The sequence below is a fragment of the Arthrobacter sp. TMN-49 genome (assembly GCF_054511095.1).
The window spans coordinates 21,959-44,652 of sequence record NZ_JBTNDH010000012.1; the positions used below are offsets into that span (position 1 = coordinate 21,959).

Sequence of the window (22,694 nt, forward strand, 5' to 3'; positions counted from 1 at the left end):
CCGCTTAATTCTTACTGCACCATTCCATGCCGGAATGGGCGGCGTGAGAGCACGTGAAATTGCTCATTGTTGGGCACTCATCACTGGGTACTCATCGGGTTTCCATCGGTTTTCTGACCCGCTTTCACATAGGGACAATGAGGTTCGAAATTTAGCTTGGCTTGCCTTGTTCAAAACTGTTTTGCGCAAAACTCTCAACCTCGCCAAGGGCTGTAACCCCCGGAAGGGCCCTGCCAATGGCGCGGCGTTTGATAGCCAGCGTCCAACAGTCCGGGCTGGGGTGCAGCCACGCTCCCCTGCCAGGCATACGACGTCGTACATCAACCAACGCTGCCAGCTCGCCGGAGCTGTTAGTTGATCGCACCACCCGTATTAGTTCCAACCGGTCTGCTTTTTTCCTGCACCCAATACATGTCCGTGCGGCTCGGTTGGCGTCAGCAGTGTCAAGCTGTGCTGTCACTGCGTTCTTAGCCAACCGTGCGCTACCTTCAAGTATTTTTGGGCATCAGGGCATTTTCAGGCCCGGTTCATCTTATTCTACCGCGCCGTTTGGCCGCAGACCTAAACAGCCGCGGCGTCGGAGACGATGTCAATGCGCCAGCCGGTGAGCTTGGCGGCAAGACGAGCGTTCTGCCCTTCCTTACCAATGGCCAAAGATAGCTGATAATCAGGGACCACAACCCGCGCCGAGCGCAGGCCCTCATCAATGATGGTGACCGAAATCACCTTCGAGGGGGACAGTGCGTTGGCAATGAAAGTCGCCGGGTCTTCGCTGAAATCAACAATGTCAATCTTTTCATCGTTGAGTTCTGTCATGACGGCCCGAACGCGCGAGCCCATCTCGCCAATGCAGGACCCTTTGGCGTTGACGCCAAGCTTGTTGGCCTGGACGGCCAGCTTGCTGCGGTGGCCAGCTTCCCGGGCCAAGGCCACGATTTCCACCGTGCCGTCGGCGATCTCCGGAACTTCCATTTCGAAAAGCTTCCGTACCAGACCCGGGTGTGAGCGTGACAGCGTGATGGAGGGGCCCTTCAATCCGCGGTGAACATCCACCACGAACGCACGGATGCGAGTGCCGTGCCGGTAGTCCTCACCGGGCACCTGCTCGTTGGGCGGCAGGACACCTTCGACAGCACCCAAATGGACCTGGATCATATTGGGGTTGTTGCCCTGCTGAATCTGGCCGGCGACAAGTTCGCCTTCCTTGCCACGGAACTCACCCAAAACGGCGTCATCTTCGACATCGCGCAGTCGCTGCAAGATGATCTGACGAGCTGTGCTGGCAGCAATGCGACCAAAGCCCTTGGGGGTGTCGTCAAACTCGCCAATCGGTGCGTCGTCGTCGTCGAGCTCGGCGGCCCAGATGGTGACGTGGCCGCTCTTGCGGTCAAGCTCCGCGCGGGCCAGCTCGTGGCAGCCCGGAGACTTGTGGTAGGCCATCAGCAGTGCCTGCTCAATGGTGGGGATGAGCAAATCCAAGGGGATTTCTCGTTGACGCTCCAACTCGCGAAGTGCGCTCATATCTATGTCCATGGTCAGCTTCCCTCTCCATCGACTGCGTTGCCGCCAGTCGGTTCAAATTCCAAATCGAGCTCGGCCTCATCCAGGCGAGCAAATTCCAGCTCAACAACACCACGGCGAATGGCCGTAAACAAGACTTTTTCGACTTCGCCCTGTTTGGCCTTCATACCCTTTTTTACCGGCAGTTCGGGCTTGAAAAGCACGCCGTCGTCCTCCACAGCCAGGACCCGGCCCATAAAGTTTTCCCGCTCCACCGCATTGACCTTCACCATGCGGCCCAGGGCTCGCCGCCAGTGCCGTGGTTCGGTCAAGGGGCGGGTGGCCCCGGGAGAGGAGATTTCCAGGTCGTAGGCGCGTCCGTCGTCGTAGGGATCTGCATCCATCACGTCGGAGAGTTCGCGGGAAATGGCTGAAATTGCGTCCAGTCCAACACCGCCGGAGCCGTCCTCGGCCAGATCAACAACCACCGACACCGTGCGGTGGGCGCCGGATAAGTGAACTTTTACGTCTTCCAAGTAAAGATTCGCTGCCGTCACCGTGGGGGCTAAGAGTTCGTGAAGTCTTAGCGCCTCAGCCACAGTGTCTAGGGCTGGGTGTGAGTGCTCTGAGCGTGCGGCCGATTTGGGCCTATCTGGCTTGGCCATTGGACGCCCGCCTCCCTATTGATGATGTTGTAGATATATAGACTACCGAGTTTCCGGGCCTGCCGCTGAACGGAATGAGTGTGAGTATGAACGCACTACTGCACAACTTTACCGGCACGGCCCCCGTCAGTGCGCGATTCCCGGAGCAATCATGAGATGATCAGCAGTTGTGACCAATCCACGTTCTGCAGCCAACTCCACGGCCGAAACCCCCGCTGTGGCGGCTCCCGATGCCCCCGTTGCCGCGGCGAAGTCCCCCCGCAATGGTCCGCGCCGGGCCACGGCTCCGGCCGGTGCTCCCGCCAAGACGAGTGTTGGCGCACCGGCTCTGCTGGTCATCGACGCCGACGGCATGATTGTGCCGACGCCCGCCCCCATTTCTTCAACCACTACAGCCCCTGCTCCAGGGGCTGCGTCGCCGACGTTGCCGGCCCCGGACGCCACCGACGCCGAACCCACCGGCGTTGCCTCGGTGGACGCTGATTCGCCGCAGGACGTAGCCGCTGAGACCGCCCCGGTCACCACTGACGAGACTTCTGGAGACGTGTCGGCCGACGCCGAAACTGACGCCGAAGCCGACGCCCCTGCAACAGTGCATGTGGCGGAAGCAGCCCCCGCCGCGGAGCTTGTGGCGGAACCAGCTTTCCCACTGTCCCGGCGCGAACGGCGTCTGGCCGAGCAAAACGGGTCACCCGGCGCCGCCGTTGCACCGCCCGTGTCCGTCGAGGCAGCAGCAACCCCGTCAGCTGCGGTGGCTGATGTGAGCTCAGACGCCGCTGCGCCCTCTGACAGGAAACAAACTCCGGATAGGCCCGGCAAGCGCAGAAACAAGTACTTCTCCTTCGCCCGTGGATTGTTCTTTCTGCTCGTCATCTCCACCTTGGTGGTGGGGCTGGGTACGGTGCTCGCCGATCGGGACGAACTAGCTGTTGGCCCGTCCCAAACGGAGGCAAACCGTCAGGCGGCCTGGGAAAAGACAACACTGATCTTGGCTCAAACCACCCAATTGGGTAGTTCAGCGAGCGGTGCGAAAGTGCAGGAACTTCTCACCGCAACGGCCAAGGAGCTGGCTGTGCAAGTAGCCGCCCTGAGCGACGGTTTGCCGGCCAACACGGCCACGACCACGACAACAGCACCCGCGCCCACCACACTTACCCAGCTCGGTGCGGCCCTGCATGCCAACGGCGAAGAGTTGCTGAGTAACGCGGTGAACGCCGAGCACGCCATGGGGCGAGTTTTTGCTGCCGTGGGGACCAGCCAACTGTTGCGGAGCCGAAACCTCAGCACTGTTGTCGGGACGGCCCAGCAGCCAACAACGTTCCTGCCGGCGCGCATCGACTTCCCCGCGCCAGCGGGGCCGGCGTGCAAATCCACCTTGGAGCCACGGCCAGGCTTAACCATTGATGCGGCGCTCCGCGCTGCAGCCCTGGGTGAGCAGAAGGCTGTTTACGCTTACCAAGTGGCCACCACCCGGTTTGCGGAACCGGAATTTAGCGCTTCGGAGCAGTTGCTGGCCCGGCACCAGCAAAAACTGCAGGTACTCAATGACGAGCTGGCACTTCGGTGCCTGCCGCTGGCCACACCTGTGGCAGGGTTCGCCCTGGCGGCAACGTTCACGACCGCGCCCGTGAAGGCCCTGGCCGGGTTGGAGTCCGAGCTGGGCGCCATTTACGGTGATCTCGCCGCACTCAGCACCGCCCAGGATGACTCAGCAGCCACCCCGGCATCGGCCACTACCGCCACCACCGTGCCCAGCCAGGAGCCCTCGAACGCCAGCATGCTGCGCGAAATCTCGGTCACCTGGTTGTTGGATTCGGCGCAGGCCCAGTCCACGTGGGGTGGAACCATCGGCGCATTGCCTGGGCTGGCCGAGGCTTCCCCGCCCACCACCACCGCAGCGCCGTAGCACCCATGGGACCAGACGCCCCGCGGCTTGCGTGGTTCCGGTGAACTTCCCGGGCCGATTCATGCGCGGCAGACGCCGGAGGGCTATCCCAGCTGCCAGCGGCTAAACTCGGGGTGTGTCCATGAGCGTACAGATTCCTGAAGCCCTGCAACAGCGTCACCGCGGCACCCACGAAGGGCGCTTGTGGTTGGGCGATCTGCCCGGGTTCATTGCCCAGGCCCTGACACAATGGCGGCTTCGTGTTGACTTGCCCCCTGGCGCCTTGCCGTGGCACGGGCACACGGGTGTTGTTGTTCCCGTGCTGACACAGTCAGGGGCAACAGCCGCGTTGAAGATCGCCTTCCCTTACGAGGAGGCGTTGTTGGAGCCTGTTGCGCTGAAACTTTGGGACGGTCACGGAACCGTGCACGTTTTGGCGAGCGATGAATCATTGGGCGCCATGCTCCTTGAGAGGCTGGATGACAGCCGTTCGCTGCTGGAATTGCCCATGGATGAGGCCGTGGCCCGGTGGGGTGAGCTGGTGAAAGCCCTGAGCATTCGCCCCGACAATCGCCAGTCATGGGCGGCTATCCCCCAGATCGCTGCCACCGCCGAACGATACTGCGACGAATTGCCTCAGCGGTGGGCCGAGCTCGATGAACCGTTTCCGCGGTGGCTCCTGGAAGCTGCCTTGGAGGTTTGCCAGACCCGTGGTGCTGTCGCCCGCCGCAGCAGTAACGACGTCCTTGTCCACACGGACTTGCATTACAAGAATGCTCTGGCCCGGCTGGACGGCGCTGAGTACCTGGCCATTGATCCGCAGGCGCAGCTTGGCGATGCCGAATTTGCCGTCGCACCGTGTCTGTGGAACCGTCTCCGGGACCTGCCGCCACGCAACACCGAGGCCGCGCTCCGGCGTCGAGCGTCCGCATTGGCCACCGCGGCGGGACTGGATCCGGACCTGGCTGTGCAGTGGTCAGTGGTGCGGGAAGTGGAGAATGCCCTGTGCTACCTGGAAGAGCCGGGAAGCAGGGGTGACGCCCTGCGGTCTTTGTGGGTGGCCAGCACCATGACGGGCAAAACCCTCCCCGGTCTTCCTGAGGCGCAACAGCTCAAGGTGCTGTACTGAGCGCAGTCTCTAACTGTTGACGACGTTTTCGTTCCAGACATCCACACCCAGTTTGAGGATCAACGCGCTCACCACCACCAGGAACACTATCCGGATGAACTTGCTGCCTTGTTTGACTGCTGTGCGGGCGCCAAGATAGCCACCTGCCATATTGGCAAAGCCCAGGACCAGGCCCACTCCCCACAGCAGTGATCCATGCGGCAGGAAGAACAAGAGGGCTCCTGCGTTGGTTGCCAGGTTGACGATTTTGGCCTTGGCGCTGGCCTCCAGGAAGGCATAACCCATGAGGCTGACCATGGCTATGACCAGGAACGATCCGGTGCCTGGCCCAATGAGGCCGTCGTAAAAGCCGATCAGGCCGCCGATGCAGACAGCCACAACGTAGTGTTTGCTGCCCGAGTGGCGCAGGGCTGTCAGCTCGCCAATGTTGGGTTTGAAGACTGTGAACAACAGCACCACCACGAGGGCCACCACAATGATGGGTTTGAAGACTGAGCCTGGCAGGCTGGCCGCCACCACGGCCCCGCCGAGACTGCCCAACAGCGCCACACCGGCCATGGGCAGGGCCGTGCGCATGTCAGGTTTAACGCGACTGTAGTACGTCACCGAACTGGTGGCCGTGCCGAAGATGGAGCCCATCTTGTTGGTGGCCAGCGCTTGGACGGGGGTGATGCCCGGGATCATCAGCAGCACGGGAAGCTGCAACAGCCCGCCCCCGCCCACCACGGCGTCGATCCAGCCGGCCGCAAATCCGGCCACAATGATCAACAGAATCGTGGCGGTGGTGATGTCCTCAAATCCGGAAATCATACAATTCCCCTCTCCGTGTCAAATGACTAACCCTCCGCGGGATCTCCCAAAGGTGAACCCCTCGGCAAACTGACCCGCAGAAAACGCCGAAAAGTCACGGTTTTACCGTGATTTTCGGCGTTTTCTGCGGGTCAGTTCCCGAGGTTAGCGGTTGTCGAGGATGTACTGCACGGCCTTGGCTACTGCCACATTCTCGGCTTCGCCTGTGGCGCGGTTCTTGATTTCCACAACGCCATCGGCCAGTCCGCGGCCCACGGCCAGGATGGTGGGGACGCCCAACAGTTCTGCGTCGGCGAACTTCACGCCGGGGGAAACCTTGGGACGGTCATCGTAGATGACTTCAAGTCCGGCTGCTTCCAAATCCACGCTCAGCTGCGCTGCAGTGTCATAGATTTCCTCGCCACGACCTACCGCCACCACGTGGACGTGAGCGGGGGCCACATTGGCCGGCCAGATCAGGCCCTTGTCGTCGTGGTTGGATTCGGCCAGGGCGGCCACCGCACGGGTGACACCGATCCCGTAGGAGCCCATGGTGACGACTGCCAGCTTGCCGTTCTTGTCCAGGACCTTCAGGTCCATGGCTTGGCTGTACTTGCGGCCCAGGGCGAAAATGTGGCCCATTTCGATGCCGCGAGCAGTTTCCAAGGGACCGGAGCCGTCGGGGGCAGGATCGCCTGCACGGACCTGTGCCGCCTCGATGGTGCCATCCCACACGAAGTCGCGTCCGGCAACCAGGCCGAAAACGTGCTTGCCGTCTTCGTTGGCGCCGGTGATCCAGGTGGTGCCGGAAACAACGCGCGGATCAACAAGGAACAAAAGCTTCGTGGCGCCTTCGGTGCCCAGAACGGCTGCGTCAAGGCTCAAGCCCGGGCCGATGTAGCCCTTGAAGAGTCCCGGGTGCTTCTTCAAGTCGCCCTCGTTGGCGGCTTCAACAACCACTTCACCACCGACTGACAGGTGGGTGCCAATGTTGGCTTCGATGCGCTTGAGGTCCACGTCGCGGTCGCCCGGCAGGGCCACAACAACAATCTGGCGACCGCCTGCGGGCAGGTTAACGGCCAGAACCACGTTCTTCAGGGTGTCTGCTGCCGTCCAAGCACCTGCGGCACGCGGTGCCAGCTGGTTCGCAGCCGCCACCAACGTCTCAATGGTGGGTGTGTCGGGGGTGTCCCGCACCACGGCTGCCGGTGCGTTGCTGAAATCAATCTCCGCCGGCACAACCGTGGTGACTGCCTCAACGTTGGCTGCATAGCCGCCGGCCGAACGCACAAAGGTGTCTTCACCGATGGCCATGGGGTGCAGGAACTCTTCGCTCTTGGAGCCACCCATCGCCCCGGCCGTGGCCGCCACCGGGATGACTGCCAGGCCCAGGCGCGCAAAAATACGCAAGTAGGCACCGCGGTGAGCCATGTAACTGGCGTCCAGTCCGGCGTCGTCAATGTCAAAGGAGTAGGAATCCTTCATGATGAACTCGCGGCCACGCAGCAGCCCGGCACGGGGACGGGCTTCGTCGCGGTACTTGTTCTGGATCTGGTACAGGCTCAGCGGCAGGTCCTTGTACGAGGAGTACAGGTCCTTGACCAGCAGCGTGAACATTTCCTCGTGCGTGGGGGCCAGCAGGTAGTCAGCACCCTTGCGGTCCTGGAGGCGGAAGATGCCGTCACCGTATTCCTGCCAGCGGTTGGTCTGCTCGTAAGGCTCCTTGGGCAGCAGGGCCGGGAAGTGAACTTCCTGGGCACCAATCGCGTCCATCTCTTCGCGCACAATGGCCTCAACCTTGCGCAGCACGCGCAGGCCCAAGGGGAGCCAGGTGTAAATGCCCGGCGCTGCACGGCGGATGTAGCCGGCGCGCAGCAGCAGTTTGTGGCTGTCGACTTCGGCGTCGACGGGATCTTCACGCAGGGTACGTAAAAAGAGTGTGGAAAGGCGAAGTGCCACGGGCAGATTTTCCGTTTCTTGAAGTTGGTAGGTGCTGTCGTGGATACAGACGCACAGGTACTAATCTACCGGTTCAGGCAATGCTCTGGCACACGCGCCGCAGCGGTCCAGCGCGCAGCTTCAGGCAATCACCGGTTTTTCGGACGGTTCTTGCTTTTCTGGACAGCTGTTCCCGGCGGGTCTAGTTTGTGTGAATAGGTTCATGCACCGGCAATCTTGGAGAGATGATGTCTCACAAAGCAGCGTCGCCCGCCCCAGCTCCCGTCCCTGCCAACCTCTCGGGCACGAACGGCCCCATCAGTGTCAGCGTTGAGGGTCTGCGGGTTCGTCGCGGCCAGGCCACTGTGCTGGCAAACATTTCCTGCAATATCCAGCACGGGCGCATCACGGGGCTGCTGGGTCCCTCGGGCAGTGGGAAAACTACCCTGATGCGGGCCCTGGTGGGTGTTCAAAAGGTGTCCGCCGGCACCGTGAGCGTGCTGGGCCGTCCGGCAGGTGATCCGCAGAACAGGAACGACGTCGGCTATGTCACCCAGGCGGCCAGCGTGTATAAGGACCTCAGCGTGCTGGACAATGTGCGGTACTTTGCCGCCGTGCATGGCCGCGGCAAAGAGGACGCGCACGCCGTGTTGGCGGCTGTGGGGTTGGCCGACTTTGCCAAACGCAAGGCCCGGGATTTGTCTGGCGGGCAGTTCAGCCGCGCCTCCTTGGCCTGCGCCTTGGTGGGCAGGCCACAACTTCTGGTGTTGGATGAACCCACCGTGGGCTTGGATCCGGTGCTGCGGGCGGATCTGTGGAAACAGTTTTCACAGATGGCCGCCGAGGGCACCACACTCATCATTTCCAGCCATGTCATGGAAGAAGCAGGGCATTGTGATTCCCTGCTGCTCCTGCGTGAGGGCATGCTCTTGGCCCAGCTGACGCCGGCACAACTGCGCATCCAGGGCGAGACCGACGATCTGGAGCTGGCCTTCCTGCGGCTGATCCAGGCTGCGGAATCCGCCGCAGAGGCCGCGTCATGAATCTCTCCCTGATGTGGGCCACCTGTGTTCGTGTCCTGCGCCAGCTCAAGGGCGATCCGCGCAGCATTGGCATGATCTTGGCGGTTCCGGCCGTATTGTTGGCCTTGGTGTATTGGTTGTATCAAAACGAAACGCTTGCGCCGGGGCAGCCGCGCACCTTTGACCGGGTGGGCCTGATGATGCTCGGTATCTTCCCGTTTGTGGTGATGTTTCTGGTCACCTCCATCACCATGTTGCGCGAGCGGACCTCGGGAACCCTTGAACGGCTGTTGACAACCCCCATTCACAAAGCTGATCTGTTGTTTGGCTATGCCTTGGCGTTCTCCATCATGGCGGGCCTGCAAGCCTTGGTGGCCACGGCCACCGCCTACTGGATTTTTGGGCTGGCGATCGCTGGGAATGCTGGTTGGGTGGTGTTGATATCTGTGCTGACGGCTGTTCTGGGCGTGGCGTTGGGGTTGTTGTGTTCGGCCTTTGCCACCACCGAATTCCAGGCCGTCCAGTTCATGCCGGTGGTCGTTGTTCCACAAATCCTGCTGTGCGGGCTCTTTGTGGCGCGGGAGAACATGAACAGTGTTTTAGAGGCAATCTCCAACGTTCTGCCACTGAGCTATGCCGTGGATGGCCTACAGGAAGTGGCCGCCCACGCCAGTCCAAGCTCCGCCCTGGTGAGCGATCTTGTGGTGGTGGCGGCTTTTGTGGTGGCCGGGTTATTGCTGGCGTCCTTGACGTTGCGGCGCCGGACTGCGTGAGGCCATGGGTAGCTCTGCCCATCGCCTGGCGCTGGCACAACCGTTTAGAGTTGAGGTTCAACGAATTGGGAATGTGCGGGAGAATCAATGAGCACTGGCTTGCACGGCGCAGACCCGGAGGACTTGCGGCAATTCGCCGTTGAACTGGAGCACGCCACCAGTGTTTTGCTGACCGTTAAGAACGATTTAAGCGCCAAAATTAACAACAGTCTGCGCTGGGAAGGCCCCGACGCCTTCGTGTTCCGGCATGCCTGGCAGTCGTCATACGCCCCTGTCATCGGGCAGACGGCGGCGCTGTTTGAATCGACAGCCCAGATGGTCAAGGCCCACGCGGCCGAACAGGAATCCGCCAGCGGCTAGTGTGCACGCGGCCCCGGTGCTAGCGAGCAGAAACGTCCACAAGCGTCTGCTCACACCATCGCAGCCACGACCGTTCATACTCAATGCCGGCCCGCAAAACAGCCAACTGCAGCTCATCGGAGGCAGACAGCTGTGCCCCGGAGGGAAAGTCGTGCGCCCCGATGGCTAGGTAGCGGCCCAAAGTTTGCGCATGCAAGTCCTGGTGGCGCAGCAGCTCAGGCTTCACATCAACATTTCCCAACACGGCTGCCGCCCGCAAGCGCACCAACAGTTCATCCCGGATGGGGCGTGGCTCCCCCGGCACGGCACACCAAGATTCCAGCGCAGCCCGCCCCGGCGCCAGAACCTCAAAGTGCCGTTGTTGCCCGCGCGTTGCCGCCAGCCCGTGGGCTTGTACCCAACCACTGTGCTCTAGCTTGCCCAGCTCCTTGTAAATCTGCTGGTGCGTGGCCTGCCAAAAATGACCCAGCGACTTATCAAAGCGCCGCGCCAATTCCGCCCCTGTGCAGGGCTTTTCCAGGAGCGAGGTCAAGATTGCTTGTGCCAATGACATGGACGCCCCTTAGATCCTTGCGGCGAGGCGGGTGCCCTGGTCAATGGCCCGCTTGGCATCGAGTTCGGCCGCAACATCGGCTCCCCCAATGACATGGACGACGGCGCCGGCGGCTTCCAGCCCTGCCAGGAGTTCGCGTTGGGGTTCTTGCCCCGTGCACAGAATCACTGTGTCGACGGCAAGGATTGTGTCGGCACCGTTCACGCGCAGGTGGAGTCCGGCGTCGTCAATCTTTTGATACTCCACACCCGGCACCATCTGCACCCCCTTAGCTTTCAGGGTTGCGCGGTGGATCCAGCCGGTGGTTTTGCCTAGGCCGGCCCCCACCTTGGTTTCCTTGCGCTGGAATAGGGCCACCTGGCGGTCCGGGCGTTGCGGCTGGGGCGCCGTGATGCCGCCGGCACCTGTGTAGTGCGTGTCGATGCCCCACTCGAGGTAGAATTTTTCCGGGACAAGGGTGGCGCTGGTGCCGTGCGCCGTAATGTATTCGGCCACGTCAAAACCAATGCCGCCCGCGCCCAGGATCGCCACCTTTGCACCCACCTGCTTCTTGTCCCGGAGCACGTCAAGGTAGCTCACGACGCTGGGGTGAGCAACGCCGTCGACCTCGGGAATGCGCGGGGTGACACCTGTCGCCAACACCACCTCATCAAAGGTTTCGGCGGCAATGGATTCGGCCGTGGCCCGGGTATTCAAGCGCAGCTCGATGCCGCGCAGCTGGATCTGGCGGGCAAAGTACCGGATGGTTTCATGGAATTCCTCCTTGCCCGGGATCTGCTTGGCCAGGTTGAATTGGCCGCCAATCTCGGCGGCGGAGTCAAAGAGCGTCACCCGGTGTCCGCGCTCGGCGGCCGTGATGGCGAACGCCAACCCCGCCGGACCGGCACCCACCACCGCCAGTTTCTTGGGCTCCACCGTGGGCGCTATGACGATCTCTGTTTCGTGGCAGGCACGCGGATTGACCAGGCACGACGACGTTTTGCCCACGAAGGTGTGGTCAAGGCAGGCCTGGTTGCAGGCGATGCAGCTGTTGATCTCATCGCTGCGACCCTGCTGGGCTTTCCGCATGAAGAATGCGTCCGCCAGGAACGGCCGCGCCATGGAAACCATGTCGGCTGTGCCGTCTGCCAGGAGCTGCTCGGCCACCTGAGGGGTGTTGATGCGGTTGGTGGTGATCAGCGGAATGCCGACAGCACCCATGACTTTTTTGGTGACCCAGGCATAGCCTGCCCGCGGGACGGAGGTGGCGATGGTGGGAATGCGCGCCTCGTGCCAGCCGATGCCTGTGTTGATGATGGTGGCACCGACCCCCTCAACCGCCTGCGCCAAGGCGATGACTTCTTCCAGGGTGGAGCCGTCCTCCACCAGATCCAGCATGGAGAGCCGGTAGATGATGATGAAGTTCTCCCCCACACGCTCACGGGTGCGGCGGACGATTTCCACCGGGAACCGTATCCGGTTCTCATAGGAACCACCCCATTCATCGCTGCGGTGGTTGGTGCGCCGTGCCACAAACTCGTTGATCAGGTACCCTTCGGACCCCATGATTTCCACGCCGTCGTAGCCTGCCGACTGGGCCAGCTGGGCGGCGTGGACAAAGTCCTCAATGGTTTGCTCCACTTCTGCCCCGCTGAGGGGTTGGGGAGTGAGCGGGCTGATGGGCGCCTGGACGGCACTGGGTGCCACCAGATCCGGGTGGGACGCGTAGCGGCCAAAGTGGAGCAGCTGCAGGGCGATCCTGCCACCTTCTGCATGCACTGCCGCCGTGACCACCTTGTGGTGCTCTGCTTCTTCGGCGGTGCTGAGTTTCGCGCCACCCTTCATGGGGCGGCCCGCGTCGTTGGGTGAAATACCCCCCGTCACCATCAGGGCAACGCCGCCTCGGGCGCGCTCGGCGTAGAAGGCGGCCATGCGCTCAAAGCCGCCGGGGCGTTCCTCCAAACCCACGTGCATGGATCCCATCAACACCCGGTTGGGCAAGGTGGTGAAGCCCAGATCAAGCGGGGCGAACAAGTGGGGGTACTGGCCAGCGTTCATCAATGCACTCCTTTGCGCAACAAGTTGCATAATCGTAGCGCGGATTCGGTGATATGAGTTACAGCCCCGTCTTGGGTGCGGAAAATCGGGGCGAGCCAGGTGTTAGAAACTGGGTCCTGCCGCGCCGAACTTCTGACTGGACAGATAATGCCGCTTTGGTGCGGGCAAAACGGCATTATCTGTCCAGTCAGCGCAGAAGGTTGGCGATCAGAACAAAACAGTGGCGAAGGTGCCGACTTGTATAAACCCCACGCGCTCATAGCTTGCCCGCGCGCGGGTGTTGTAGTCGTTGACATAGAGGCTGGTGATTGGCGCGTGGGCCTGGGCCAGAACCACAACGGCCGCCATGTACCCGGCACTGAGGCCTGTCCCCCGGTACTGCGGGTTCAGCCACACCCCTTGCACCTGTGTGGCGTGCCGGGTGACTGCACCGAGATCGGCCTTGAAGATGATCTCGCCATGGGGTTCATCATGGCTGAAGGAATATCCGTGGCTGATGAGCCAGGCAACGCGGCGACGGTAGCTTTCGGCACCGCCAAGAAACGGCGAGTAACCTACTTCTTCCTCAAACATGGCGGCGGCAGCGGCCAGGATCTCGCTGAACTGCCCGCTCCTACTCACGGTAAGGGCCGGGTTCGGCTCCACCAGTGGAGCCCCGGAAATGGTCAACAGGGGCTGATTGGCGCGGATTTCCTGGGCCGAAATTCCCGCCTTGTGCAACACATCCATCAAGGCAAGTGTGGCCTCGGCCGGCCCAAAAATGGAGGCATGCGGCTGCCAGTGGTCAACAATCCACTGGCCAAAATACGTGGCGTGCTCGGCCGTTGCTTCGACGGGCACCACATTGGAACCTACCCAACAAGCGGCGGCCAGGCTTACGCCGTCGTCCTTAAAGATGCCCAACATGACGGCCCCCGGAAAGGCGGGCACGGCACTGTTGCTTTGCTCGATGAGCGAATCGACAAACACGTTTGCCACTCGATCTCGTGCTATCAAGCGCCGGAGCGCGTCCGTGTCCGTGTGGACCAGGACGCGCACCGGCAGCTGGGGCGGCGCCTTAGGAAACGCTAACCACGGGGCCACCTTGGAGAGTCGCGTCATCGGCATCGGACTCCATCTGTTCGGCTAGTTTCATGGCTTCTTCAATGAGTGTCTCAACAATTTGGTCTTCGGGAACAGTCTTGATGACTTGTCCCTTCACAAAGATCTGTCCCTTGCCGTTTCCGGAGGCCACGCCAAGGTCTGCTTCGCGGGCTTCGCCAGGTCCGTTGACCACGCAACCCATAACGGCGACGCGCAAGGGAACTTCCATCCCCTCAAGGCCGGTGGTGACTTCTTCGGCCAGTTTGTACACATCCACTTGGGCGCGGCCACAGGAGGGACAGGAAACAATTTCAAGCTTGCGGGGGCGCAGATTCAGCGACTGCAGGATCTGATTGCCAACCTTGATTTCCTCCACCGGCGGGGCGGACAGTGACACACGAATGGTGTCACCAATGCCCTTGGAGAGCAGGGCACCAAAAGCAACGGCCGACTTGATGGTGCCCTGGAAGGCTGGGCCCGCTTCTGTGACGCCCAGGTGCAAGGGCCAGTCGCCCTGCTCGGCGAGCATTTCATACGCTGCCACCATGATGACGGGGTCATTGTGCTTGACGGAGATTTTGAAGTCGTGGAAGCCGTGCTCCTCAAACAAGGACGCCTCCCACACGGCGGACTCCACCAATGCCTCAGGTGTTGCCTTGCCGTACTTTTTCATGATGCCCGGCTCCAAGGAACCAGCGTTGATGCCGATGCGGATTGACGTTCCGTGGTCCTTGGCGGCCCGGGCGATCTCCTTGATCTGGTCATCAAACTTGCGAATGTTCCCGGGGTTCACGCGCACCGCTGCACAGCCAGCTTCAATGGCCGCAAAAACATACTTGGGCTGGAAGTGGATGTCGGCAATGACAGGAATCTGTGACTTGCGGGCAATGATGGGCAACGCGTCGGCATCATCCTGCGACGGGCAGGCCACACGCACAATGTCACAACCGGACGCAGTTAATTCAGCAATCTGCTGCAACGTTGCGTTGATGTCAGTGGTGGGAGTGGTGGTCATAGACTGCACGCTGATGGGCGAGTCAGAGCCAACACCTACCGGGCCGACCTTGATCTGCCGGGTTTTACGTCGGGGGGTAAGCACCGGCGGGGGCAGTGGCGGCATTCCGAGACTGACGGAGGTCAAAATAGGCTCCTTGGAGTTCATTTTCAAGTATTGCGGCACGGGCACCGGTGGTTGGCGCCGCTAAGGAATCTCGCAGTATCTACCATTGATTGTAGGCTTGATCCCCGCTTTTTGCGGACGAATGAGGTCTAGGCCACGTAGCCGCTGAGCTGGCCGATGGCAGGGTTCCAGGCAGAAATCTTCATGCCGGTGACGCCCCCGCCCGAGCACATTGGATCTTGTGCCAAAAGTTCACGCATGGCGGCTTCATCTGCTGCACGGAAAATCAGCAAGGCACCAGCACCGTCAAGATAGGGGCCCGAGGCGAGAACTACGTCAGCCTCAGCTTGACCAGCCAGCCACTGGCGGTGCGCGGGGCGGTGCTCCACGCGGGCAGCTTCAGCTTCAGGACCGTATACGTACTCAACAGCAAAAATAGACATGGATTCACCCTATAGCAGCAGAGCCTTTGTGACCGCAGCAACGCTGGCCGCCCACAACATTGAGGCCAGGGTGCCAATGATGAACCGTTCGCTGGCGGCAGGGGTGTCCTTGAGTTCCGGATACCTGCCCAGGCCCTTGATGGCCACCACGTAGGCGATAGCTACCGGCTGCCCGGAGAAGATTGCTACGGCCACGGCCGCGCGTTCCAAGAAACCTATGAGCAATCCGCCACGCAAAACGTCACCGCGCGGAACCTGAGCCGGCGTTTCCGGCACTGGAGTTTCCGGCACTGGAGTTTCCGGCACTGCGTTTTCCTGCGCCGGCGTTTCCGCTACACCGTCCGTACCGGATTCTGCGTCATCCACCGCCCGGATGGTTTTTGATTGGGCGGATTTGAGCAGCCCGGCTGTCACTGGCCACCCGCCGAGCACCGCAACAACAAGTGCCACGCCTATCCAAATTGCTTCCATGGGACCTCCCTGCACCAACGAATTCCCACGGCTGGGCGCTGGTACGACTGTGCTCTCTAAACTAGCCGGTGGCACTGACATTAAGGGCTTGTTGCGCCTGACTCAAAAGGAGAGACGCGGCCTCCCGCCCATTGTTTACCTCTTGGCGAGCAGAGCGCAGAATGGCCTTGCTGACGGCTTGCGGGCTGATACCCAGCTGCCGGGCCACGTCTTTCTGGGCAACACCGGGCGCGGCTGCCAGCGCGTCCAGTACCCGCCATTCGGCCGCAGACCTGCGCCTGACCACATCCCCTGCCAGAACGAGGACAGCCTCGGCGGCATCGAGCCATTTCGCGACCGACGCATATGGCGTCTTCGTGCACAGCGGCACGCGGTCACCCATTTTTTTTGCTGCGTCCACCGCTTCCCGGGCTGCCACAAAGGCGTCCCCGGACGCTTCACGAGAATTCTCCGGCAGGGGCAGGTCCACTGAACCGAGACCAATACCTATGTACCAGTCGCGTTCCCGAAGAACCCGCACCACCGCTTCAACAACGGCGCCAGGGTCCCCCATGACACCTTGAATTTCATCGCCCACTGAGCGCTCGAAAGGTAGCACGGTCTCAAGGTCAACCAGCAGACTCAGCAGCCGCGGAACTTTGTCGCCATGGCTGCGGCTGCCCCGCTGGTCAATAGTCAACACAAACATGAATAAACCATAATTGATTGTTTGTTAACTATCAACCATTTTGGGGTGTTGATTTGTGTGACTATCCCACGCGCGATGGGATCGGCTACCCGAAGAGGTTGACCGGTTTGACGATGTCTGCGTAGATCAGCAACGCACCCATGGCCATGAGCAGGATTGCCGCCGCGTACGTCACGGGCAACAGTTTGGCAATGTCGAAGGGCCCGGGATCCTTGCGCTTGAACACCTTGGCAACAGTGCGCCGCGCACCTTCATACAGCGCCCCGGCGACGTGTCCGCCGTCGAGCGGGAGCAGCGGAATCAAGTTGAAGACGAACAGGGCAAGGTTGACACCGGCCAAGAGACCAATCAAGGTCGCCGCTCGGGAGCTCAGCGGAATCTCTTCCATGGCGGCCACTTCACCAGCCACGCGCCCCACACCCACCACAGAGATGGGGCCGTTGGGATCCCGCGGCTCGGAGCTAAACGCCGCCTGGGCCACGCCGACGAGCTTTTGCGGAAGCTGGAAAACGACTCCGCCAATCTGGGTAATGTTGTGCCCCACGGCCGGGAGAACGGCCGACGCCGGTTCTCGCACCATGGCTGTGCTGGGGCCAATACCCAAGAACCCGGCCTGCACGGTGACTGTGGTGCCGTCGGCATCCACCTTGGCCATGCCGTTGGCGTCAATGACGGGCCGCGCAGTCAGTACGGGGGTGATGGTGGTGGTGATGGTTTCCCCGCCACGGACGTAGACCAGGGGAACAGTCTTACCGGCCGACGCGCGGACCGAGTCCGTGAACGCGGTCCAATCGGTTATTTCCTTGCCGTCGAAGGACGTGACCGTGTCTCCCGGCCGCAACCCCGCGGCAGCGGCGGGAGTCTTGGTGCAGTTTTTTAGGTCCGTGGGTGCCGGTTCACCAAAAGCCACCTGGCAAGCGTTGACCTCCGCCAAGGTGGTGGTGGCCTGGGCGGTGCCAAAGCCCATCAACAACACGCCCATGAGCACCACCCCAATGAGCAGGTTCATGAAGGGTCCACCGAGCATGATGGTGATCTTTTTCCACACGGGAAGCTTGTAGAACACCCTATTCGCGTCCTCCGGCCCCACTTCCTCGTGCGCAGAACTGCGCGCCTCGCTGGCGATGGTCTGGAACATGCCCGTACTGGACGGACGGACACTGCCGTCGGTCGGGTTCGGCGGGTACATTCCGACCATGGCAATATAGCCGCCGGCCGGAATGGCCTTGACGCCGTACTCCGTTTCGCCCTTTTTCTTGGACCACAGCGTGGGCCCAAACCCGATCATGTACCGGGTGACGCGGACGTTGAACAGCTTCGCGGGCAGCAGATGGCCCACCTCGTGCAAGGCGATGGAGAGGGCGATCCCAACGGCCACGAAGACCACTCCGCCAATGAAAAGCAATACAGTCACAATTTACTTTCTTCTACCGATGGTTCTCAGCCCTTAGTGGCCAGCACCTGATGGGTCCGCGCGCGCGCCCACACTTCAGCTTCCAACACGGATTCGAGCGTCAGCTGCGAACTGGGTGTGTGTTCACTGAGAACTTGCGCAATCGTGTCCACAATATCCAAAAAGCCTATCTCGCCGGCATGGAATGCATGGACAGCTTCCTCATTGGCCGCGTTGTAGACGGCCGGGCAGGTACTCCCCCGCCGCGCAGCCTCCTTGGCAAGTTCGACGGCGGGAAACGCCACGTTGTCCAGTGGCTCAAACGTCCAGGAAGTTGCCTTGCTCCAGTCACACGGCGCAGTAGCCCCGGGAACCCGTTCGGGCCAACCCAACCCCAAAGCTATGGGCAGGCGCATATCCGGAGGCGAAGCCTGGGCCATGGTGGAACCGTCGGTGAATTGCACCATGGAGTGCACCACAGACTGCGGATGCACCACTGCCTCAATGCGGTCAAGGGGAACATCGAAGAGCAGGTGCGCCTCGATGACTTCCAAACCCTTGTTGACCAGTGTGGCCGAGTTGGTGGTGACCATCAGGCCCATGTCCCAGGTGGGGTGTTTGAGCGCCTGGGCCGGTGTCACATCGGCCAACTCCTCGCGGCTGCGGCCACGGAACGGCCCCCCGGAGGCCGTCACAATCAATTTGTCCACCTCGGCGGCAGTGCCTGATCGCAACGCCTGGGCCAAGGCGGAATGCTCGGAATCCACGGGCACCAACTGCCCAGGTGACGCAGCGTCTTTTACCAAGGCGCCGCCCACAATGAGAGATTCCTTGTTGGCCAGCGCCACTATGGCGCTGGTGCCCAAGGCGGCCAACGTAGGGGCCAAACCAATGGAGCCGGTAATGCCATTGAGCACAACGTCGGCGGCCTCGGCGGTTCCCGCACCCCATGCGGCGATCTCAGTGGACGCGTCCGGGCCGGTGACAATCGTCGGCGCGAAGCCTGCCAAGCCAGCAGCAGCGGCAGAAGAGTCGATCAGGGCACGCAAGGTCCCGGCGTCGTCCGTGGCAGTTCCCACGGCGAGCACCTTCAGCTGGACTGCCTGCTGCGCCAGTAGCTCCAAGTTGCCGCCACCGGCGCTCAGGGCAGTCACGCTGAAGCGCGGACTGCCCGCTGCAAGGGTTGCGTGTTCGATCACGTCAATCGCCTGAGTGCCGATTGAACCTGTTGAGCCGAGGATGATCACTTTACGATGCGCCATGGCTACCAGTATTCCGCACTTGGGACGCACCAGCGGCTTTATCGTGGGAAGAACTGGATGGGCCCCGGTTCCGAGGGTCCCAGGATCAAGACGCGCCAGCGGCTTTATCATGGGAGGAGCCGGATGGGCCCCCGGTTCCGAGGGCCCCAGGATCAAGACGCGCCAGCGGCTTTGTCTCGGGAGGAGCCGGGGACTACCAGAGTCCGCGCCCGGTGACAGCGTGGCGAATACTGCGAATCGCCACAAGAAGCTGCTCTTGCTGCTCCACGGTCAAGGGGTCAAAAATTGTCTCGCGCACCATGGTTACGTGCCCCGGGGCAGCACTGCGGACCTTTGCCCAGCCGGCTTCCGTCAAGGAAATTTCCTGACCACGACCATCGGAACTGGCGGCGCAACGGCCCACGAGCCCTCTGGCCTCCATGCGCCGGAGCAAGTGTGAAACCCTTGAACGCTCCCACGCCAGTATCGCCGCCAAGTCGCTTGACCGCACACCTTCCGGCGGCGCCTCCGAAACGGCTGCAAGGATGGCGAACTCCCCGCCCGAAACACTCGAGTCTTGACTGAGCTGGCGGTCGATGGCGCGGGGAAGGCCAATGGTGAACTCCCGCAGCTCCAGCCACAGCTCCCGTTCGTGCGCGCTAAGCCAGCGTGGCTCGACGGCGGCTTCTGCGGTGGCGTCTGCCGTGGTTTCTGGTGTACCCATGACGTCCCTCAATAGTTGTTAGGCAGTAGTTGACATATCAAGTATGTCTGGTTCGCGCTAGAAACATCAAGTTTTAGTTGACGCGTCACCTATCTGAGGTGGCGGATTATCAATGTCAAGGAGAAATGCGCATGCCCAAGATCGCCATCGTCACCGGTTCCACCCGCCCCGGCCGCAACAACACAGGCGTTGCGGAGTGGGTTTTGGCCCAAGCCCAGCTCCGTGAAGATGCTGACTACGAATTGGTCGACATTGCCGATTTCAACCTGCCTATCCTAGATGAGGCCTACCCGGCCGCATACCAGAACTACCAGAACGACCACACCAAGGTCTGGGCTGCCAAGATGAACGAGTTCGACGGGTACATTTTCATCACCGGCGAATACAATCACTCGGTTCAGCCCGCGCTGGCCAACGCCATCTCTTACTTGAACGTTGAGTTCAACAACAAGGCTGCCAGCATGGTCGGCTACGGCTCAGCTTACGGTGCCCGAGCCATCGAGCACCTGCGCGGCATGCTCTCCGAGCTCCAGGTTGCCCACGTTCAGAAGACGGGCATGTTCTCCTTATTCACCGACTTTGAGAACTTCTCCACTTTCAAGCCCACAGAACTCCAGGCCGCCTCCGTTGCCCCCATGTTCGACCAGCTGGTTTCTTGGACGCACGCCATGAAGGCTGTCCGCGAGGGCGCCCTGGCAACTGTCTAAGCTGCCGCCCCGACGCTCTCGCAGCAATGGTGTAGTTTTGCCGAACGCTCTCGCACTTGCTGCGAGAGCGTTCAGCAATTAATGACCATTGCTGCGAGAGCGTCACGAAAAAATTGACCACTACTGCGAGAGCGTCTGAAGGGTTAAAGGCCGGCGCGGCGCAGGGTCTGCTGGGCGTGCAACAAAATCGGGCCGTCGACCATCTGGCCCTTGAAGGCAAAAACACCTGTTCCGGCGGAGTCGGCGGCAGCCAGAAGTTCCGCCGCGGCTGCCACGTCTTCGGCGCTGGGTCGGTAGGCGTCGCGGATCACAGCAACCTGGGACGGATGGATGCAAGCCTTGGCCCCAAAGCCGCTGGCAACTGCGTCCTCAGACTCAGCGACCAGCCCGTCAAGGTCGGCAAAGTCCGCGTAGATGGAGTCGATGGCCACCTTCCCGGCCGCGCCCGCCGCCAGCAGCAGCTGCGAGCGCGCATGGGTTGCCACTGCCCGGTATTTGCCGGCAGCGGGACCGGCGGCGAAGCGGCTGGAGGTCCCGCCCAAGGATGCCACCAGGTCTTCGGCCCCCCACATCAGGGCAACAACATTGGGCAGTTGCGCCAGGGCTGGCGCCGCCAGGATGCCTGCGGCCGTTTCACACAGGGCCACCACGTTGTATTTTGCGAGCGCCGCGATGGCGTGGGGATCGGCCGCTTTGGCCACCATGATGGTGTTGACGTTGCTCAGGGCCAAGGATGCCAAGTCCAGACGGCTGTCCTCTGTGCCTAAGGCGTTGATGCGCACGATGGTGGTTGCCGGATCCAGCGCACTGGTGGCTATATTCTCGCGCGCTCTGGCCTTGGCCCCTGGCGCTACGGCGTCTTCCAAGTCCAGAATGACGGCGTCGGCCCGGTCAGCGGCCTTGCCGAATCGTTCAGGCCTGTCGGCCGGGGCGAAGAGCAGCGCCGGTCCCATGGTGAAATTTTTGCGCACGGAAATGGTGGGCTCCTTCTCTAAGCTGTCACGGGGGCTGGCTCGCTGGTGGGCAGGAGCAAAAACAGTGCTGTCCTGCTCGCTTTTCCAACCACGACGCCGGATTGGTTGCGTCCGGTGTGTTCCATGGTCACGATACCTTGACCGGGGCGTGAGGCGGACAGCCGTTTTTCACTCACCACCGTGTCGGTGTACAGGGTGTCGCCGTGAAACAGCGGGTGCGGGAAGGAAATGTCAGTCATGCCCAGCTGCGCCACGATGGTGCCCTGGGTCAGTTGCGCCACCGACTGGCCCACCATGGTGGCCAGGGTGAACATGGAATTCATGAGGCGCTGGCCAAAGGGCTGCTCGGCACTCCACGCCGCGTCCAGGTGCAGGGCCTGGGTGTTCATGGTCATGGTGGTGAACAGGACGTTGTCCGTTTCTGTCATGGTGCGCCCGGGCCTGTGTTGGTACACGGCGCCCAGCTGGAGCTCCTCAAAGAACAGTCCGCGCTGGGTGACTACTATGGGCGCCTGCGCTCTCGGGAATCCTGCGTGACCCTCATTCATACGTTGTCCACATCATGCATCTCCACATTCAGTGGCGCGCCCGTGGCCGCCACAATCTCTGCCACGCTGACCTCTGGCGCCAATTCCTTCAGCACCAGCCCCTCCGGTGTCACCTCAATGACGGCCAGATCGGTAACTATGAGGTCAACGCAGCGTTTCCCTGTCAACGGCAGCGTACACGCCCGCACAATTTTGGGGTTGCCATCCCTGTCCAGGTGTTCCATCATGACGATGAGCTTCTTGGCACCAAACACCAGGTCCATGGCACCGCCCATGCCCTTGACCATCTTGCCCGGAATCATCCAGTTCGCCAGGTCGCCGTTCTCGGCAACCTGCATGGCCCCCAGCACTGCCACGTCGACGTGGCCCCCGCGCACCATGCCAAAGGACAGGGCCGAGTCGAAGAACGCGGCCCCCTTGTTCACCGTCACTGTTTCCTTGCCGGCATTGATCAGGTCGGGGTCGACGTCGGCCTCTGCAGGGTAGGGGCCTGTGCCCAGTATCCCGTTCTCCGAGTGCAACACCACCTCCACCCCGGCGGGGATGAAGTTCGGTATCAAGGTGGGCATGCCAATCCCCAGGTTCACGTACTGCCCGTTGTGTAGTTCCTGTGCCACCCGAGCGGCGAGCTCATTGCGTGTCAGTGCCATT

Annotated in this window: 24 protein-coding genes; 6 read left to right on the plus strand and 18 right to left on the minus strand. The window is 61.7% G+C overall.

Annotated elements, in window-relative coordinates; all coding sequences use genetic code 11:
* Positions 1–151: 151 nt before the first annotated feature.
* The 3 genes from ACX80E_RS07215 to ACX80E_RS07225 all read right to left on the minus strand — a co-directional run bounded on the left by ACX80E_RS07215 (position 152) and on the right by ACX80E_RS07225 (position 2,165).
* Entirely contained in the window at positions 152–460 is a 309-nt protein-coding gene (locus tag ACX80E_RS07215; protein ID WP_459301312.1) for a YlxR family protein, read from the minus strand.
* Between the two features lie 101 nt (positions 461–561).
* Positions 562–1,533, minus strand: coding sequence for a transcription termination factor NusA (gene nusA / locus ACX80E_RS07220; RefSeq protein ID WP_459301241.1), 972 nt, complete (start codon positions 1,531–1,533; stop codon positions 562–564).
* Positions 1,534–1,535: 2 nt separating this feature from the next.
* The gene (locus ACX80E_RS07225) at positions 1,536–2,165 is read right to left on the minus strand and encodes a ribosome maturation factor RimP (RefSeq protein ID WP_459301243.1); all 630 of its coding nucleotides are present in this window, start codon (positions 2,163–2,165) and stop codon (positions 1,536–1,538) included.
* 169 nt (positions 2,166–2,334) lie between these two features.
* On the opposite strand from ACX80E_RS07225, the gene ACX80E_RS07230 reads away from it, so the two are divergent.
* Both ACX80E_RS07230 and ACX80E_RS07235 read left to right on the plus strand, forming a co-directional pair.
* Positions 2,335–4,071 (plus strand): DUF4439 domain-containing protein, encoded by a 1,737-nt coding sequence (locus ACX80E_RS07230; RefSeq protein ID WP_459301244.1) that lies wholly within the window; start codon positions 2,335–2,337, stop codon positions 4,069–4,071.
* Between the two features lie 121 nt (positions 4,072–4,192).
* The gene (locus ACX80E_RS07235) at positions 4,193–5,179 is read left to right on the plus strand and encodes an aminoglycoside phosphotransferase family protein (protein ID WP_459301246.1); all 987 of its coding nucleotides are present in this window, start codon (positions 4,193–4,195) and stop codon (positions 5,177–5,179) included.
* A gap of 9 nt (positions 5,180–5,188) precedes the next feature.
* On the opposite strand, the gene ACX80E_RS07240 is transcribed toward ACX80E_RS07235, so the two are convergent.
* Together ACX80E_RS07240 and ACX80E_RS07245 are read right to left on the minus strand one after the other, a co-directional pair.
* Positions 5,189–5,989, minus strand: a complete 801-nt coding sequence (locus ACX80E_RS07240) for a sulfite exporter TauE/SafE family protein (RefSeq protein ID WP_459301247.1) — start codon at positions 5,987–5,989, stop codon at positions 5,189–5,191.
* Between the two features lie 144 nt (positions 5,990–6,133).
* On the minus strand, positions 6,134–7,927 hold the full coding sequence (locus ACX80E_RS07245; RefSeq protein ID WP_459301248.1) for a proline--tRNA ligase: 1,794 nt from the start codon (positions 7,925–7,927) through the stop codon (positions 6,134–6,136).
* A gap of 224 nt (positions 7,928–8,151) precedes the next feature.
* Between ACX80E_RS07245 and ACX80E_RS07250 the strand changes: the two genes are divergently transcribed.
* From ACX80E_RS07250 to ACX80E_RS07260, 3 genes are all read left to right on the plus strand, one after another.
* On the plus strand, positions 8,152–8,949 hold the full coding sequence (locus ACX80E_RS07250) for an ABC transporter ATP-binding protein (RefSeq protein WP_459301249.1): 798 nt from the start codon (positions 8,152–8,154) through the stop codon (positions 8,947–8,949).
* Complete coding sequence (locus tag ACX80E_RS07255) at positions 8,946–9,701, plus strand: ABC transporter permease (protein WP_459301250.1); 756 nt, start codon at positions 8,946–8,948, stop codon at positions 9,699–9,701. The genes ACX80E_RS07250 and ACX80E_RS07255 overlap by 4 nt, the downstream gene beginning before the upstream one ends.
* Positions 9,702–9,788: 87 nt before the next feature.
* The gene (locus tag ACX80E_RS07260) at positions 9,789–10,061 is read left to right on the plus strand and encodes a hypothetical protein (RefSeq protein WP_459301251.1); all 273 of its coding nucleotides are present in this window, start codon (positions 9,789–9,791) and stop codon (positions 10,059–10,061) included.
* Positions 10,062–10,080: 19 nt separating this feature from the next.
* Here the strand turns inward: ACX80E_RS07260 and ACX80E_RS07265 are convergent, their stop codons facing one another.
* The 10 genes from ACX80E_RS07265 to ACX80E_RS07310 all read right to left on the minus strand — a co-directional run bounded on the left by ACX80E_RS07265 (position 10,081) and on the right by ACX80E_RS07310 (position 19,814).
* Entirely contained in the window at positions 10,081–10,614 is a 534-nt protein-coding gene (locus ACX80E_RS07265; protein ID WP_459301252.1) for a PadR family transcriptional regulator, read from the minus strand.
* A 9-nt stretch (positions 10,615–10,623) separates the two neighbouring features.
* A complete protein-coding gene (locus ACX80E_RS07270; protein ID WP_459301253.1) occupies positions 10,624–12,651 on the minus strand; it encodes an oxidoreductase in 2,028 nt (675 codons plus the stop codon).
* A 207-nt stretch (positions 12,652–12,858) separates the two neighbouring features.
* Complete coding sequence (locus tag ACX80E_RS07275) at positions 12,859–13,620, minus strand: GNAT family N-acetyltransferase (protein WP_459301254.1); 762 nt, start codon at positions 13,618–13,620, stop codon at positions 12,859–12,861.
* An 88-nt stretch (positions 13,621–13,708) separates the two neighbouring features.
* Positions 13,709–14,875 carry a flavodoxin-dependent (E)-4-hydroxy-3-methylbut-2-enyl-diphosphate synthase gene (gene ispG / locus ACX80E_RS07280; protein ID WP_459301255.1) on the minus strand — a complete coding sequence of 389 codons (1,167 nt, stop codon included), beginning with the start codon at positions 14,873–14,875 and terminating at the stop codon, positions 13,709–13,711.
* 128 nt (positions 14,876–15,003) lie between these two features.
* Positions 15,004–15,297 carry a YciI family protein gene (locus tag ACX80E_RS07285; protein ID WP_459301256.1) on the minus strand — a complete coding sequence of 98 codons (294 nt, stop codon included), beginning with the start codon at positions 15,295–15,297 and terminating at the stop codon, positions 15,004–15,006.
* Between the two features lie 9 nt (positions 15,298–15,306).
* Positions 15,307–15,768, minus strand: coding sequence for a hypothetical protein (locus tag ACX80E_RS07290; protein WP_459301257.1), 462 nt, complete (start codon positions 15,766–15,768; stop codon positions 15,307–15,309).
* A gap of 61 nt (positions 15,769–15,829) precedes the next feature.
* A complete protein-coding gene (locus tag ACX80E_RS07295; protein WP_459301258.1) occupies positions 15,830–16,456 on the minus strand; it encodes a MarR family transcriptional regulator in 627 nt (208 codons plus the stop codon).
* Between the two features lie 85 nt (positions 16,457–16,541).
* Positions 16,542–17,873 (minus strand): M50 family metallopeptidase, encoded by a 1,332-nt coding sequence (locus tag ACX80E_RS07300; RefSeq protein ID WP_459301313.1) that lies wholly within the window; start codon positions 17,871–17,873, stop codon positions 16,542–16,544.
* 23 nt (positions 17,874–17,896) lie between these two features.
* Positions 17,897–19,111 carry a 1-deoxy-D-xylulose-5-phosphate reductoisomerase gene (gene dxr, locus ACX80E_RS07305; RefSeq protein WP_459301259.1) on the minus strand — a complete coding sequence of 405 codons (1,215 nt, stop codon included), beginning with the start codon at positions 19,109–19,111 and terminating at the stop codon, positions 17,897–17,899.
* 193 nt (positions 19,112–19,304) lie between these two features.
* Entirely contained in the window at positions 19,305–19,814 is a 510-nt protein-coding gene (locus tag ACX80E_RS07310; protein ID WP_459301260.1) for a MarR family winged helix-turn-helix transcriptional regulator, read from the minus strand.
* A gap of 131 nt (positions 19,815–19,945) precedes the next feature.
* Here ACX80E_RS07310 and ACX80E_RS07315 point away from each other — a divergent pair, with 131 nt between their 5' ends.
* Entirely contained in the window at positions 19,946–20,521 is a 576-nt protein-coding gene (locus ACX80E_RS07315) for an NADPH-dependent FMN reductase (RefSeq protein WP_459301261.1), read from the plus strand.
* A 143-nt stretch (positions 20,522–20,664) separates the two neighbouring features.
* On the opposite strand, the gene ACX80E_RS07320 is transcribed toward ACX80E_RS07315, so the two are convergent.
* Genes ACX80E_RS07320 through ACX80E_RS07330 form a run of 3 tightly spaced genes read right to left on the minus strand, consistent with a single transcriptional unit; the run spans position 20,665 to position 22,693 of the window.
* Positions 20,665–21,474, minus strand: coding sequence for an HpcH/HpaI aldolase/citrate lyase family protein (locus ACX80E_RS07320; RefSeq protein ID WP_459301314.1), 810 nt, complete (start codon positions 21,472–21,474; stop codon positions 20,665–20,667).
* 38 nt (positions 21,475–21,512) lie between these two features.
* Positions 21,513–22,043 (minus strand): MaoC family dehydratase, encoded by a 531-nt coding sequence (locus tag ACX80E_RS07325; RefSeq protein ID WP_459301262.1) that lies wholly within the window; start codon positions 22,041–22,043, stop codon positions 21,513–21,515.
* Positions 22,040–22,693, minus strand: a complete 654-nt coding sequence (locus ACX80E_RS07330) for a CoA transferase subunit B (protein WP_459301263.1) — start codon at positions 22,691–22,693, stop codon at positions 22,040–22,042. The genes ACX80E_RS07325 and ACX80E_RS07330 overlap by 4 nt, the downstream gene beginning before the upstream one ends.
* Between the last annotated feature and the right edge of the window lies 1 nt (position 22,694).